This is a genomic window from Mycobacterium sp. M23085, assembly GCF_045343915.1.
Classification (GTDB): domain Bacteria; phylum Actinomycetota; class Actinomycetes; order Mycobacteriales; family Mycobacteriaceae; genus Mycobacterium.
Genome location: NZ_CP174280.1, coordinates 4,548,587 through 4,563,360, shown reverse-complemented (window position 1 = coordinate 4,563,360; position 14,774 = coordinate 4,548,587). Strand labels below are relative to the sequence as shown.

Annotated in this window: 10 protein-coding genes; 7 read left to right on the top strand and 3 right to left on the bottom strand. The window is 67.9% G+C overall.

Annotation, left to right across the window (positions count from 1 at the left end):
* The first annotated feature begins 13 nt into the window (after positions 1-13).
* The 4 genes from ACIUM1_RS21525 (at position 14) to ACIUM1_RS21510 (ending at position 4,538) form a co-directional block, all read left to right on the top strand.
* A complete protein-coding gene (locus ACIUM1_RS21525) occupies positions 14-1,381 on the top strand; it encodes an FAD-binding oxidoreductase (protein ID WP_406814575.1) in 1,368 nt (455 codons plus the stop codon).
* 95 nt (positions 1,382-1,476) lie between these two features.
* Entirely contained in the window at positions 1,477-2,634 is a 1,158-nt protein-coding gene (locus ACIUM1_RS21520) for an adenylate cyclase regulatory domain-containing protein (protein WP_406814574.1), read from the top strand.
* A gap of 81 nt (positions 2,635-2,715) precedes the next feature.
* Positions 2,716-3,957, top strand: a complete 1,242-nt coding sequence (locus tag ACIUM1_RS21515) for a cytochrome P450 (RefSeq protein ID WP_406814573.1) — start codon at positions 2,716-2,718, stop codon at positions 3,955-3,957.
* Positions 3,957-4,538 carry a TetR/AcrR family transcriptional regulator gene (locus tag ACIUM1_RS21510; protein ID WP_406814572.1) on the top strand — a complete coding sequence of 194 codons (582 nt, stop codon included), beginning with the start codon at positions 3,957-3,959 and terminating at the stop codon, positions 4,536-4,538. The genes ACIUM1_RS21515 and ACIUM1_RS21510 overlap by 1 nt, the downstream gene beginning before the upstream one ends.
* Before the next feature lie 117 nt (positions 4,539-4,655).
* Here ACIUM1_RS21510 and ACIUM1_RS21505 read toward each other — a convergent pair whose 3' ends face one another.
* Both ACIUM1_RS21505 and ACIUM1_RS21500 read right to left on the bottom strand, forming a co-directional pair.
* A complete protein-coding gene (locus ACIUM1_RS21505) occupies positions 4,656-5,795 on the bottom strand; it encodes an acyltransferase family protein (RefSeq protein ID WP_406814571.1) in 1,140 nt (379 codons plus the stop codon).
* Positions 5,792-7,495, bottom strand: a complete 1,704-nt coding sequence (locus tag ACIUM1_RS21500; RefSeq protein ID WP_406814570.1) for a DEAD/DEAH box helicase — start codon at positions 7,493-7,495, stop codon at positions 5,792-5,794. The genes ACIUM1_RS21505 and ACIUM1_RS21500 overlap by 4 nt, the downstream gene beginning before the upstream one ends.
* Positions 7,496-7,649: 154 nt before the next feature.
* Between ACIUM1_RS21500 and ACIUM1_RS21495 the strand changes: the two genes are divergently transcribed.
* Complete coding sequence (locus ACIUM1_RS21495) at positions 7,650-8,255, top strand: LppP/LprE family lipoprotein (protein WP_406814569.1); 606 nt, start codon at positions 7,650-7,652, stop codon at positions 8,253-8,255.
* A gap of 60 nt (positions 8,256-8,315) precedes the next feature.
* A complete protein-coding gene (locus tag ACIUM1_RS21490; protein ID WP_406814568.1) occupies positions 8,316-11,729 on the top strand; it encodes a TM0106 family RecB-like putative nuclease in 3,414 nt (1,137 codons plus the stop codon).
* A gap of 5 nt (positions 11,730-11,734) precedes the next feature.
* On the opposite strand, the gene ACIUM1_RS21485 is transcribed toward ACIUM1_RS21490, so the two are convergent.
* On the bottom strand, positions 11,735-13,711 hold the full coding sequence (locus ACIUM1_RS21485) for an MFS transporter (RefSeq protein ID WP_406814567.1): 1,977 nt from the start codon (positions 13,709-13,711) through the stop codon (positions 11,735-11,737).
* A gap of 272 nt (positions 13,712-13,983) precedes the next feature.
* Here ACIUM1_RS21485 and ACIUM1_RS21480 point away from each other — a divergent pair, with 272 nt between their 5' ends.
* Positions 13,984-14,763, top strand: coding sequence for a hypothetical protein (locus ACIUM1_RS21480; RefSeq protein WP_406814566.1), 780 nt, complete (start codon positions 13,984-13,986; stop codon positions 14,761-14,763).
* Positions 14,764-14,774: the final 11 nt, after the last annotated feature.

Genomic DNA, 14,774 nt, shown 5'->3' with positions numbered 1-14,774 from the left:
TTAGTATCGGGCCGTGAGCTCTGATGCCCTGGCCACCCTGATCGCCGACCTGCCCGACGGGATGGTCGTCACCGATCCAACCGTCACCGAGGGCTATCGCCAGGACCGCGCCTTCGACCCGTCCGCGGGAAAGCCGCTGGCCGTGGTCCGGCCGCGGCGCACCGAAGAGGTGCAGACCGTGCTGCGCTGGGCCGCCGCGCACCGGGTGCCGGTCGTGACCCGTGGCGCCGGCAGCGGCCTGTCCGGCGGGGCGACCGCCCTGGACAACGGCATTGTGTTGTCCACCGAGAAGATGCGCGACATCGCGATCGACCCGGTGACCCGCACCGCGGTATGCCAGCCCGGGCTCTTCAATGCCGAGGTGAAGAAGGCCGCCGCCGAGCATGGCCTGTGGTACCCGCCCGATCCGTCGTCGTTCGAAATCTGCAGCATCGGGGGCAATATCGCCACCAACGCCGGTGGGCTGTGCTGCGTGAAGTACGGCGTCACCACCGACTACGTGCTGGGCATGCAGGTGGTGCTGGCCGACGGCACCGCCGTCCGGCTGGGCGGCCCACGGCTCAAGGATGTCGCGGGGCTGAGCCTGACCAAGCTGTTCGTCGGCAGCGAAGGCACGCTGGGCGTCATCACCGAAGTGACGCTGCGGCTGGTGCCCAAGCAGAACGCATCCAGCATCGTGGTGGCCAGCTTCGCGACCGTCGAGGACGCGGTGGAGGCGGTGCTCGGTGTCACCGCGCGGCTTCGCCCCTCGATGCTGGAGTTCATGGATTCGGTGGCGGTCAACGCCGTCGAGGACACTCTGCGGATGGATCTGGACCGCGGGGCGGCCGCCATGCTGGTGGCCGGGTCCGACGAGCGCGGCCGCGCCGGCAGCGAGGACGCCGAAATCATGGCCAAGGTGTTCGCGGAAAACGCTGCAACGGAAGTGTTTTCGACCGACGATCCCGACGAGGGCGAGGCTTTCGTCGTCGCGCGCCGGTTTTGCATCCCGGCCGTCGAAGCGAAGGGATCGTTACTGCTCGAAGATGTCGGGGTGCCGCTTCCGGCGCTGGGCAAGCTGGTCACCGGGATCGCGCGCATCGCCGCCGAGCGCGACCTGATGATCTCGGTGATCGCCCACGCCGGCGACGGCAACACCCATCCGCTGATCGTCTACGACCCCGCCGATGCCGACATGACCGAACGCGCCCACCTGGCGTTCGGCGAGATCATGGACCTGGCCGTCGGCCTGGGCGGCACGATCACCGGTGAGCACGGCGTCGGCCGGTTGAAGCGGCCCTGGCTGGCCGGCTACCTGGGGCCCGACGTGATGGAGCTCAACCGGCGGATCAAGCAGGCGCTGGATCCCCAGGGCATTCTCAACCCCGGCTCGGGCATCTAGTTCTAGAGTCGGCGACTTGTGAGATCTCAAACTGCTTGGCGGACAGCACTTTTGAAGTGCGTCTTGTGGCTGCGGTACCGACCGATAATGATGCGATGACCGACATCGAAGCAATCGAGCAAACCGGCCTGTTGGATGGTCTGGATGGCAACCTCCGGGTGGAGCGGGCTGAGCTCATCGCGTGGTTACTCCAGCAAGGTTTTGATGTGGAACAGATCCGGAGCGAGTTTGCTCCGACGCTCCTACCGGCACGCCGGGCGTTAGGTGATGACGGCAACCATGTGTCGGCGCGCGCAATCAGCGAAGCCCACGGCATCGACCTGGAGTTCCTCCGACGCATCATGCAGGCCTTGGGATTGCCCCGGGTGGATGATCCAGACGCAGTTGTCCACCTGCGCGCGGATGCTGAGGCCGCAGCGCGCCAACACCAGCTCATCGACATGGGTCTGGATGCCGATCGTGTGGTCTTGATAGTTCGTCGGCTCGCCGAGGGGCTTTCGCGCGCCGTCCCGGCAATGCGATACGGCACGATGTCGGCGGTCCTTCATCCGGGCATCACCGAGCTTCAGCTGGCACAGGCGCACGAAGCGTTAGCCCGCCAGATCGCGCCGCTGCTGTGCCAGACGGTTTGTGACACTTTGTTCGTGCAGCTACGGCGTGCGGTGGAGGGTGAGGAGCTCAACGCAACGGAGCGGGCGTCTGGCACCGCGCTTCCCGGGCCTCGGCTACTCGCTGTCGCGTTCGCCGACATGGTTGGCTTCACTCGTCTTGGCGAGGCGGTCCCACCAGAGGACCTGGTGCGACTCGTTGAAAGGCTGGCCGATCTGGCACGCGAAATCGTCGACCCGCCAGTGCGATTGGTCAAGACGATTGGTGACGCGGTGATGCTGATCTCCCCGAATCCCGTCAAGCTGGCTGATGCCATGCTGGAATTGTCCGAAGCCGCCGCCCGCGACGAGACCTTGCCAGAACTGCGGATCGGCATTGCGTCGGGTTGGGCGGTCAGCCGTGCCCGAGACTGGTTCGGCAGTCCGGTGAATGTTGCCAGTCGGGTCACCGAAATCGCCCCGCCCGGCGCGGTATTGGTAGCAGGGTCTGCGCGAGACGCGGTCGGCGACGCAGAGGGATTCGTGTGGTCCTTTGCGGGGGCGCCCCGGCTCAAGGGCGTTCGAGGTCCAACGCAACTGTTCCAGGCACGCCGAGCAACCGAAGAAGGCAGCAGCTCAACAAGCTCGCGATGCACAAGTCGGTGACCAGAGAGCACTGTAGGTCGAACGTGAACTTCACCGGCCGCAACGGTTGACATCCTGCCGTCATTGTCGTACGAATGAGACATGCCTGTGGTTATGTCTCACGATGCCCCGGTCAAATTCCAGCTGGCCACCGCCGACACGTGGCCGAATCCGTGGCCCATGTACCGCGCGTTGCGCGACCACGACCCCGTACACCACGTCGTGCCGTCCGATCACCCCGAGCATGACTACTACGTGCTCTCCCGGTATGCCGACGTGTGGGCCGCGGCCCGCGACCACGAGACCTTCTCCTCCGCCCAGGGCCTGACCGTCAACTATGGCGACCTGGAAATGATTGGGCTGCAGGATAATCCGCCGTTTGTGATGCAAGATCCACCCGTACACACCGAGTTCCGCAAACTGGTGTCGCGCGGATTCACGCCGCGACAGGTCGAGGCCGTGGAGCCCAAGGTCCGGGAGTTCGTCGCCGAGCGCATCGAGGGGTTGCGCTCGGCCGGCGGCGGCGACATCGTCGCCGAGCTGTTCAAACCGCTGCCGTCGATGGTCGTCGCCCACTATCTCGGTGTGCCCGAAGAAGATCGGGTCCAATTCGACGACTGGACCCAGGCGATCGTCGCGGCCAACACCGCCGAGGGCGGCGTCGCCGGCGCCTTGGAAACCGTCGGCGACGCGGTCGGATCGATGATGGCCTACTTCACCGCGCTGATCGAGCGGCGCCGAACCGAACCCGAGGACGACACCATCTCCCACTTGGTGGCCGCCGGGGTCGGCGCCGACGGCGACATCGCCGGCACGCTGTCCATTCTGGCGTTCACGTTCACCATGGTCACCGGCGGCAACGACACCGTCACCGGCATGCTCGGCGGCTCGATGCCGCTGCTGCACCAACGACCCGACCAACGTCAGCTGCTGGTGGACGACCCGGACCGCATTCCCGACGCGGTCGAGGAATTGCTGCGGATGACCTCACCGGTGCAGGGACTGGCCCGCACGGTCACCCGCGATGTGACCGTCGCCGAGACGACCATCCCGGCCGGACGCAGGGTATTCTTGCTGTACGGTTCGGCCAACCGCGACGAACGCCAATACGGTTCGGACGCAGGCGAACTCGACGTGACCCGATGCCCGCGCAACATCATGACGTTCAGCCACGGCGCACACCACTGCCTGGGCGCCGCCGCGGCCCGGATGCAATCTCGCGTTGCGCTGACCGAGCTGCTGGCCCGCTGCCCGGACTTCGACGTGGACGAATCCGGCATCGTCTGGGCCGACGGCAGTTATGTCCGGCGTCCGCTGTCGGTGCCGATTCAAGTGAAGTCCTGATGCCCGGCAACGACTGGCTGGGTACGCACCGGACCGAAGCGGCCGCCGACCGGATACTCGACGCGGCCGAGCAGCTCTACACGCAGCGCGACTCGGACTCGATCGGCATGAACGAAATCGCCAGGGCGGCGGGGTGTTCCCGAGCGACGCTGTACCGGTACTTCGAGAACCGCGAGGCGCTGCGAACCGCTTACATCCACCGTGAAACCCACCGGCTGGGCAGCGAGATCATCGCGCGCACCGGCGACATCGAGGACCCGCGGCAACGACTGGTCGCGAGCATCCTCGTCACACTGCGGATGGTTCGGGAGAGCCCCGCGCTGGCATCCTGGTTCGCCACCACCCGCCCGCCGGTGGGTGGCGAATTGGCCGGGCAGTCCGACGTGATCGCGGCGCTGGCTGCGGCGTTTCTGCACTCGCTGGGACCCGACGATCCCGCCGTCGTCGAACGCCGGGCTCGCTGGACGGTGCGGGTGATCGTCTCGCTGCTGACGTACCCGGGCCGCGACGAAGACGAAGAACGCGCGATGATCGAGGAATTCGTCGTGCCGATTGTGACGCCGGTTTCCGCCCGGGGCTAGTGGCGATCGCGAGCGCGGCGGAGCCGGGCGAAGCGGGTCGCCACCATCGGGGCCAGTGGCGATCGCGAGCGCGGCGGAGCCGGCGAAGCGGGTCGCCACCATCGGGTCTAGCCCGGCTCAGTCCCGCACCCTCGTGAAGCGGTGCAGTAGCCACGCCAGCGGGATCGTCACGACCAGCGTCGCGACGTACAGGTACAGCATCGAGCCGGTGTAGACGCGCGCGCCGACGATATAGTCCATCGCGAATTCCATGGTGATCAGGTGGATCAGGAAGATCTCGTAGGAGACCTCCCCCAACCACACCATCGGGCGGCTGGCCAGGACCTGCGAGTACCAGCCGTGATCGCCCAGGGCCAGGGGTGCCACCGCGAGCGCGGCGATGACGGCATAGAAGCACGTCTTGAACAACGCCTCGCTCAGGGTCGCCGGCGACGTCGTGGGCGCGCCGGCAATCGGCGTCGACACGATGAAATAGCAGACGACCGCCAGCGGTATGGCCACGAACCCGTACCCGCGCACCCCCATCTCCTGCAGCACGGTCAGCATCATGCCGGCGAGGAACCACGCCAGATAGGTGGGCAACCACAGCCTCGCGCCGTCGGGAAACCAGTGGTCGGTATGCACCAGGACCAGCCACGCCGGGCTGATCAACGCCATCGCCGCCAGCGCCGCCAGCACCAATTTCGGCTGCCACTGCCGTCGGCAGATCGCCACCAGCAGCAGGTACGCCAGCAGCGGCAGGATGACGTAGAAGGAGCCCTCCACCGCTAGGCTCCACATCTGGGTCAGCCCCTGGTGCAGATACTTACCCAGGTAGCCGTCGCAGTAAATTTGCGTCAGCGTCAGGTTGCGCGCCAGCCCCAGCCAACTGTGCCCGGGGTTCGGCCCGGCTTCGCGGAAGTGGTACAGGACGTAGGCGAACAACACGGTGATGACGTAGGCGGGCATGATGCGCCGAACCCGGTGCCACGCATAGCGACTCAGCGACGGCGGGGGGCCACCTGTGGCCGCGGACTTCACCCAAGGGCGGAACAACAGGTAGCCGGAGAGCACGAAAAAGATCGGCACCCCGATCTCCATCCGGGAGCCCACCAGGCCCCAGTAGCCGTGCGTGTACTTGCCGGTGGTGTAGGCCGCGTGGGTGCCGACGACGAGGAGCGCGGCGACCGCGCGGACCCCGGTCAGCGAGGCGACCCGGTCGACGCGAGAGGTCTGCTCGAGCCCGCCCTGGGCGTCTTGCTCTTCGGACAGCGTCATCCGTCGTGTTTCCTGCGCGGCTTCCCACCGTCTCGGCCGCGGGGCTTGTTAGCGGATGAGCGTTCCGGCGCAAGGTTGATCAGCACCCCCGAAATGCGGGTGTGCTCAAGCCTTTTGAACGTCGACTTAGGCAACTTGGCCGGCAGTTCCACCAGCGAGAAGTCCGGCCCGATCGCGATGTGACCGAAATCGCTGCGATGCAGGCCGCCCTCGTTGGCGATGGCGCCGACGATCGCGCCGGGGCCGATCTTGTGCCGCTTGCCCACCGCGATCCGATAGGTGGCGAATGGCTTTGCATTCCTTGGCCTTTCGGAGCGGTCGCGGCGCTCGGTACGCCGCTCGCGACGCTCCGGGGGCGGCTCGGGCGCCATCAGGAATTCCTCGCCGTCGCGGGATTGCAATGCCAGCGCGGCGGCGATATCGGCCATCGGGGTGTCGTGCTCGCGTTCGTAGTCCTGAACCAGCTTGCGGAACAGATCGATTCCCGGGGAGCCGAGCGCGGTGGTGATGGAATCGGCGAACTTGGCCACCCGCTGCGCGTTGACGTCCTCGACGGTGGGCAATTCGGTTTCGGTGAGCGTTTGCCGGGTGGCCTTTTCGATCGCCTTGAGCAGGTGGCGCTCGCGCGGGGAGACGAACAGGAGCGCGGTTCCCGAACGTCCGGCCCGGCCGGTGCGTCCGATCCGGTGCACGTAAGACTCGGTGTCATGCGGGATGTCGTAGTTGAGCACGTGTGATATCCGCTCCACGTCGAGCCCGCGCGCGGCCACGTCGGTGGCGACCAGGATGTCGATGCTGCCGTCTTTCAGGGCGGCGACGGTGCGCTCGCGCTGGCCCTGCGGGATGTCACCGTTGATCGCGGCCGCGGAGAAGCCTCGGGCCCTGAGCTTTTCCGCGACTTCCTCGGTGGCCTGTTTGGTCCTGACGAACACGATCATCGCCTCGAACGGCTCGACTTCCAGAACCCGTGTCAGCGCATCCATTTTGCGCGGCCCGGCGACCTGGATGTAGCGCTGCGTAATGTTCTCGGCGGTAGCGGTTTTCGCCTTGGTGCTGACCTCGAGCGGATCATGCAGGTACTTGGTGGTGATCTTGCGGATCGCGGGCGGCATGGTCGCAGAGAACAGCGCCACCTGCTTGTATTCCGGGGTTTCGGACAGGATGCGATCGACTTCCTCGGCGAAGCCCATGGTGAGCATTTCGTCGGCCTCGTCGAGCACCAGGTAGTCGACGTGGGACAGGTCCAGCGTCCCGCGCTCGAGATGATCGATGACCCGGCCCGGGGTGCCGACCACCACCTGGGCGCCGCGGCGCAGCCCGGCCAGCTGCACGCCGTAGGACGAACCGCCGTAGATCGGCAGCACGTTGATCTTGGGCAGGTGGGCCCCGTACCGGCTGAACGCCTCGGCCACCTGCAGGGCCAGTTCCCGGGTCGGGGCGAGCACCAGCGCCTGGGTGGCGGTGCTGGTGACGTCGATCTTGGACAGGATCGGGATCGCGAACGCGGCGGTCTTGCCGGTGCCGGTCTGGGCGAGCCCGACGACGTCGGAACCCGCCATCAGCGCCGGGATCGTCGCGGCCTGAATGCCGGTGGGCGACTCGTAGCCGACGTCGGCAATAGCCCGCAGGACCGAGGGGTGGATCTGCAGGTCGGCAAACGTCGGTGAGGCAGCTTCAGTCGAGCTGTCCGGGAGGGTCATCGTCCAAGGAGTCTAGTGGTGATCGCGAGCTCGGCGGAGCCGAGCGCTGCGGGTCACCGCCAGAGGGCCCCGTGGTGATCGCGAGCTCGGCGGAGCCGAGCGCTGCGGGTGATCGTCAGCACACTCGGCCACGCCTGCCACGGCCCCGGACCCGATGACGGTACGGTGCACAAATGTGTGGTCGCTGCCGTGTCGTACCGAGCCACTGGCTGGCTCGGCCGCTGTCGCTCTGATCGCCTTCACGCTGGCCGGCTGCGGTTCGGGAGACTCCACCGTCGCCAAGACGCCGCCGGCCAGGACTACGTCGGAGACCGCATCCGTCACGGCCCCGGCCACCCCGCCGGCGGCCGCCCAACCCGGCAACGCGCCGCCGGCCGACCCCTGCGCGGTCAACCTGGCCTCGCCCACCATCGCCAAGGTGGTGTCCGAGTTGCCCCGCGACCCGCGCAGCCAGCAGCCCTGGAACCCCGAACCGCTGGCCGGCAACTACAACCAGTGCGCACAGCTGTCGGCGATCATCATCAAGGCCAACACCAACGCGGTCAGTCCGACCACGCGTGCGGTGCTGTTTCACCTCGGCCAGTTCATCCCGCAGGGCGTGCCCGACACCTACGGCTTCAACGGCGTCGACCCCGCGCAAACCACGGGCGACACGGTGGCGCTGACCTACCCCGGCGGCATCAACGGCTTGAACACCGACGTGAAGTTTCACTGGAACGGCAACGCGGTCGAACTCATCGGCAACACCCCCGCCCACTGATCCGCGGCACGCCCGCCCGGCACGGCGGTCCTGTCGGTGCGCTGACCTACAGTGGCTCCGGTGTTGGTCTCCGGCGACAGCATCGTTTACAGCGCATCGGATCTTGCCGCTGCGGCCCGGTGCGAATTCGCGCTACTACGGGATTTCGACGCGAAGCTGGGCCGCGGTCCCGCCGTCACCGTTGAGGACGACCTGCTCGCGCGGACCGCCGACCTCGGTAGCGAACACGAGCGACGCGAGCTCGCCGCGCTGCGCGACCGGTTCGGGCAGGCGGTCGCGATCATCGGTCGCCCGGCCTACACGCCCGCCGGCTTTGCGGCTGCCGCCGACGCCACCCGGCGCGCCGTGGCCGATCGCGCGCCGGTGGTCTATCAGGCCGCCATGTTCGACGGCCGCTTGGTCGGCTTCGCCGATTTCCTGGTGCGCGACAACGACCGGTACCGGGTCGTCGATACCAAACTGGCCCGCTCGGCCAAGGTCACCGCGCTGCTGCAGCTGGCCGCCTACGCCGACGCGCTGGCCGCCTCGGGCGTCCCGGTCGCGCCGGAGGCCGAATTGCGGCTGGGCGATGGAACCGCGGTGCGACACCGGGTGTGCGACCTGATCCCGGTGTACCGCTCCCAGCGGGCCCGGCTGCAGCGCCTCCTCGATGAGCATTACGCGGGCGGCGCGGCGGTTCGCTGGGATGACGAAGGCGTGACCGCCTGCTTTCACTGCCCGTTGTGCGTCGAACAGCTGCGGGCGGCCGACGACGTTCTGCTGGTCGCCGGTCTGCGAGTAGGCCAGCGGGACAAGCTGTTTGAGGCCGGCATCGGCACGGTCGCGGCCCTGGCCGATCATCGGGGAGCCGTGCCGGGACTGTCGGCCGGTGTGCTGAACAAGCTGACCATTCAGGCGAAATTGCAAGTCCGCCAACGCGAAACCGGCCTTCCTCAGGTCGAGGTCATCGACCCGCAGCCCCTGGCCCTGCTCCCCGAGCCCGACCCGGGGGACCTGTTCTTCGACTTCGAAGGCGACCCGCTGTGGACCACCGATGGGCGCGACTGGGGCCTGGAATATCTGTTCGGCGTGTTGGAAGCCGGGCCGACGGGCAAGTTTCGCCCGCTGTGGGCCCACAACCGGGCCGACGAACGCAACGCGCTGATCGACTTCTTGGCACTGGTCGCCAAACGCCGCAAGCGCCGTCCCAACATGCACATCTACCATTACGCGCCTTACGAGAAGACCGCGCTGTTGCGGCTCGCCGGGCGCTACGGAGTGGGCGAGGACCAAGTCGACGAACTGCTGCGCAGCGGGACGCTGGTCGACCTCTACCCCTTGGTGCGCAGGAGCGTTCGGGTGGGTGCGGAATCGTTCAGCCTCAAGGCGCTGGAGCCGCTCTACATGGGGTCCCAGCTGCGCGCCGGTGACGTGACCACGGCCACCGGATCCATCACCTCCTACGCACGGTACTGCGACCTTCAAGCCGACGGCCGCGGCGACGAGGCCGCCTCCGTGCTCAAGGAGATCGAGGACTACAACCAGTACGACTGCCGGTCGACTCAGGAATTGCGAAACTGGCTGATGTTGCGGGCTTATGAATCTGGCGTGGTACCGATCGGCGCACAGCCGGTGGCCGACGGCAACACCGTCGACGACCGCGACCAGCTGGCGGTGACGTTGGCGACGTTCAGCGGGGCCGCCGGCGTCGACGATCGCACCCCGCAACAGACGGCGGTGGCGCTGCTGGCCGCCGCGCGCGGCTACCACCGACGTGAGGACAAACCCTTCTGGTGGGCGCATTTCGACCGGCTGAACTTCCCCATCGACGAGTGGGCGGACAACACCGATGTGTTCGTCGCTGAACACGCATCGGTCAGCGCCGACTGGCACACGCCTCCCCGCGCGCGCAAACCGCAGCGGCGGCTGCGGCTACGTGGCGAGCTGGCGCGCGGCGACTTGAAGAGCGACGTCTTCGCGCTTTATGACGCGCCGGCGCCGCCGGGCATGACCGACAGCCCGGACCGGCGGGCGGCCGGGCGGGCTACGGTCGTCGAGGCCGACGATCCGGCGACCCCCAACGAAGTGGTGATTCTCGAACGAGTTGGCAGCGACGGCAACACCTTTGACCAATTACCGTTCGCGCTGACTCCCGGCCCGCCCATCCCGACGACGGCCCTGCGCGAGTCGATCGAGGCGACCGCCACCGGGATAGCCGCCGGATTGCCGCAACTGCCGCCCACCGCCATCGTCGACGTGCTGTTGCGCCGCGCACCCCGCGCCCGCGGCGGCGCTGTCCTGCCGCGTAGCGACGACACCGTCACCGACATCACCGGCGCGCTACTCGATCTGGATTCGTCCTACCTGGCGGTGCACGGGCCACCGGGCACAGGCAAGACCCACACCGCCGCGCGGGTGATCCACGACCTGGTCACCCAACACGGCTGGCGCGTTGGTGTGGTGGCCCAATCGCACGCCACCGTGGAGAACGTGCTGGACTGTGTGATCGACGCCGGCCTGGACCCGCAACGGATCGCGAAGAAACGCTACGACCACTCGGCCCCGCGCTGGCGCGAGATCGACGGCGGAGCGTACGCCGCCTTCCTCGCCGACACGCCGGGCTGCGTGATCGGCGGAACGGCATGGGATTTCGCCAACGCCAACCGGATCCCACCGGGAAGCCTGGATCTGCTGGTGATCGACGAGGCCGGCCAATTCTGTTTGGCCAACACCATCGCCGTGGCCCCGGCCGCCGCGAATCTGCTGCTGCTCGGAGACCCTCAGCAGCTGCCGCAAGTCACCCAGGGCACGCATCCTGAGCCGGTGGACACCTCCGCGCTGGAGTGGCTGGTCGACGGTCAGCGCACCCTGCCCGATGAGCGCGGTTACTTCCTGAACCTCTCCTACCGCATGCATCCGGCGGTCTGCGCCGCGGTGTCAGCGCTCTCCTACGAGGGCAGGCTGCACTCCCACGACTGCACCGCCGCCCGCCGCCTGCACGGGTGTCGGCCCGGTGTGCAATTGCTTTCGGTTGAGCACCAAGGCAATTCAACCGAAAGCCCGGAGGAGGCCGACGCGATCGTCACCGAGATCGACCAGCTGCTCGGCGCCGCGTGGACCGACGAACACGGCACCCGGGCGTTGACGGCCGCCGACGTGCTGGTGCTGGCCCCCTACAACGCTCAGGTGGCGCTGCTGCGTCACCGGCTGACCGCCGCGGGGCTCGGCGGCGTGCGGGTGGGGACGGTCGACAAATTCCAGGGTGGGCAGGCGCCGGTCGTCTTCATCTCCATGACGGTGTCGTCCATGGATGTGGTGCCTCGCGGAATCTCCTTCCTGCTAAACCGGAATCGGCTCAACGTCGCGGTGAGCCGGGCTCAGTACGCAGCCGTGATCGTGCGGTCCCCGTCATTGACGGAGTATCTGCCCGCCAGCCCCACGGGCCTGATCGACTTGGGCGCGTTCCTGGCGCTCACGCAGCCGGATCTGCGGTAAACCGCCTACCCGGTTGACGAATGCCGGCCCGAACCGGTGGGGTCGTCGTCCGGATCGGAACGGTGCTGCTGACCGCGCAGCGATTCCCCCTCGGGGAAATGGCGTCCCGCCGAGCCGTTTGGTTGGCGGCGCGGCGGCCGGGTGAGGCGATCGCCGGGCGGGAGCGATTTCGGCGGGCGCCGCACCGCGACCTGGCGAAGGCGTTTGCCGCTGTCCACATGAGACCCGTTGTGGGCGTGCCCAATTGGTTGAGGCTGCGCGGCCGGGCTGCGCCGCGGCACTGCGCCGGGCGCCGGCGACGGGCGTTCGACCCGCTGCCGGGGTTGTTCGGGAATGCTCCCCCGCTCCACCTCGGGGTCACGCACCAGGAGGAATTCCACGTACTGGTCGTCGTCATAGTCCTCGTCGACGTCGTCGTCGGGATCGTGCGGAACGCCGCCGCCCCTGCCGGCGCCTTTGCCCGCCCACGGGGCGGAACCAGCCAGGAACAGCGCGGCGACGATCCCGAACAACGCGATGAACGCCGGCAACAGCGTCGATTGCGACATCGCGGCCGCGAACGGTTCGCGCAGGAACCCGGGCAACTGCAAGGTGAGCGCGTCTTCGCCGGTGGCGCCGCCGGACGGCTGCCTCGGCATCTCGGCGGTGATCCGCCACGTCATGAACGCGGCCATGCCGGCGCTGCCGAGCACCGCGCCGAGCTGGCGCACGGAGTTGTAGACCGCGGAGCCCGCGCCGGCCAGATGCGGCGGCAGGTTACGCGTGGCGGTGGCGGTCAGTGGTGACCACACGAACGCCATCCCGACACCCATCGCGAAGAACGGCAACACCAGCCGCCAGATCGGTGTCGTCGGGGACATCTCGAAGGCGAGCCAGGTCAGCGCGATCGCCAGCACCGAGAAGCCGAAACCGAGCACCGGCTGCGGGTGGTATTTGTCGACGATCCTTCCGACGAACGGCGCGAAGACGCCGTTGGCAATCGCCATCGGCGCGATGAGCAGGGCCGAGCGCGTCGGTGACAGCCCGCACACGGCCTGCGCGTAGAAGGTCAGCGGCAGCATCACGGCCGTTGCGGTGAACGAGATGATGGCGACCCCGACGTTGCACAGGCTGAAATCGCGGTCACTGAAGATCACCAACGGAATCAGCGGCTCATGGGCGTTCAGCGACTGCCAGAACGCGAAGGCCGTCATGAACCCGATGCCCGCGACGATCAGCGCCCAGATCCAGGGCTGCCAGTGCGCGGCCTGGCCCTGTTGCAGCCCGAACACGATCAAGAAGATGCCGATGCCGGACAGCGTGACCCCGATCAGGTCGAAGCGGTGCGACTGGGTGGGCAGCACCGGGATCAGCCAATACGCCAGCGCCAGCCCGACGACGCCGATGGGGACGTTGACGAAGAAGATCCACTGCCAGCCCAGCCCGTCGACCAGCACACCGCCGGCCAGCGGACCCACCAGGCTGGCGACGCCGGCGGTGGCGCCCCACAGGCTCACCGCGACGCCGCGCCGCTCCGACGGGAAGATGCGGGTGATCGTCGACAGGGTCTGCGGAGTGAGCAGCCCTGCGCCGACGCCCTGCACCACGCGCGCCGCGATCAGCATGGCGGCGCTGCCGGCCAGCCCGCACCACACCGATGAGGCGGTGAACACCACCAGGCCGATCAAATAGAGGTTCTTGGGACCGAACCGGTCACCCAGACGTCCGGCCACCAGCAACACGACCGCATACCCCAGCAGGTAGGCGCTGGTCACCCACACCACGGTGTCGTAACCGATGCTGGCCATGATGGTCGGGTTTGCGATCGCGACGATGGTCGAGTCGACCATGATCATGAAAAAGCCGATCATCATCGCCCACAGCGGGTTCCAGGGGTTCTGCGACTGCGGCGAGCTCCGGGTGAAGAAGTCCCAGCGTTCGGCGGCCCGGACCGGCCCCGATCCCGCGCGTCCCCTCGGCGCGCCGGGCGTAGCCGTGGTCATCCACCCCACCTCGTTTCGCTCCCGACGATGCTGTTCAGCCGTACCGGCCCGGCCGGTCGACCGGCCCCGCCCACGCAGGTGATACACACGCGTGCGGCGCGGTAAACAGCATGAGGGCCGACGAACGGCTACGACCGCCGCAGACATCCAGCGTGCATTATTCCCGGTGCGGCAAGAGGCCGGCAGCGCAGGACCCGGTCAGGGTGCATAACGCGTCGGGAATTGCCGCGAGCGGGTTAGCCTGGGGGAACGCCGTTTGCAGGAGAGACGATATGCGGGCTCGACGGAAAAGGTCGCCGAACCGGTTTTTCACCATGTCCGACGCGGGACAGCAGCCGGCCGCCAAGAGCGGTCGACCCAAAATGTCCGCGCGGGCGTTGGCGCAGGTCATCGAGCGGAGCTCGTGGATACAGGGCCCCGCCGCCGAGGCTTATGTGACCCGACTGCGCAACGCGCACCCGCAGGCCGGGCCGGCGGAGATCGTGGCCAAGTTGCAGAAGCGATATCTGGCCATCGTGACGGCCGCCGGCGTTGCCGTGGGGGCCGCGGCGACCGTTCCCGGTATCGGCACGATCAGCGCCCTGTCCGCGGCGGCCGCGGAAACGGTGACGTTCCTGGAGGCCACCGCGTTCTTCGTGTTGGCGATGGCGGTGGTGCACGACATTCCGGCCGATCACCGGGAACGGCGCCGCGCGCTGGTGCTGGCAGTCCTCGCCGGCGACAACAGCGAGCACGCCGTCGCCGAGCTGATCGGTCCACGCCGCACCAACGGCGGCTGGATCTCCGAGAGCCTGGCCGCCCTGCCGCTGTCGTCGATGTCGAAGCTGAACTCACGGCTGCTCAAGTCATGGGTCCGCAAGTACACGGTGCGACGCGGCGCCCTGTTGTTCGGCAAACTGCTGCCGGTCGGTATCGGGGTCGTGGTGGGCGCCATCGGCAACTATCTGGCCGGCAAGAAGATGATCCGCAACGCCAACAGGGCGTTCGGCGCCCCGCCCGCGCGCTGGCCCCGCGCGCTGCACCTGGTGCCTCCGGTCCACGAAGCCGGCTAGGTGGCACTCGC

Coding starts and splice junctions, on each gene's coding strand:
- ACIUM1_RS21520 (WP_406814574.1), top strand. CDS start 1,477: ATGACCGACATCGAAGCAATCGAGCAAACCGGCCTGTTGGATGGTCTG.
- ACIUM1_RS21515 (WP_406814573.1), top strand. CDS start 2,716: ATGCCTGTGGTTATGTCTCACGATGCCCCGGTCAAATTCCAGCTGGCC.
- ACIUM1_RS21510 (WP_406814572.1), top strand. CDS start 3,957: ATGCCCGGCAACGACTGGCTGGGTACGCACCGGACCGAAGCGGCCGCC.
- ACIUM1_RS21505 (WP_406814571.1), bottom strand. CDS start 5,795: ATGACGCTGTCCGAAGAGCAAGACGCCCAGGGCGGGCTCGAGCAGACC.
- ACIUM1_RS21500 (WP_406814570.1), bottom strand. CDS start 7,495: ATGACCCTCCCGGACAGCTCGACTGAAGCTGCCTCACCGACGTTTGCC.
- ACIUM1_RS21495 (WP_406814569.1), top strand. CDS start 7,650: ATGACGGTACGGTGCACAAATGTGTGGTCGCTGCCGTGTCGTACCGAG.
- ACIUM1_RS21485 (WP_406814567.1), bottom strand. CDS start 13,711: ATGACCACGGCTACGCCCGGCGCGCCGAGGGGACGCGCGGGATCGGGG.
- ACIUM1_RS21480 (WP_406814566.1), top strand. CDS start 13,984: ATGCGGGCTCGACGGAAAAGGTCGCCGAACCGGTTTTTCACCATGTCC.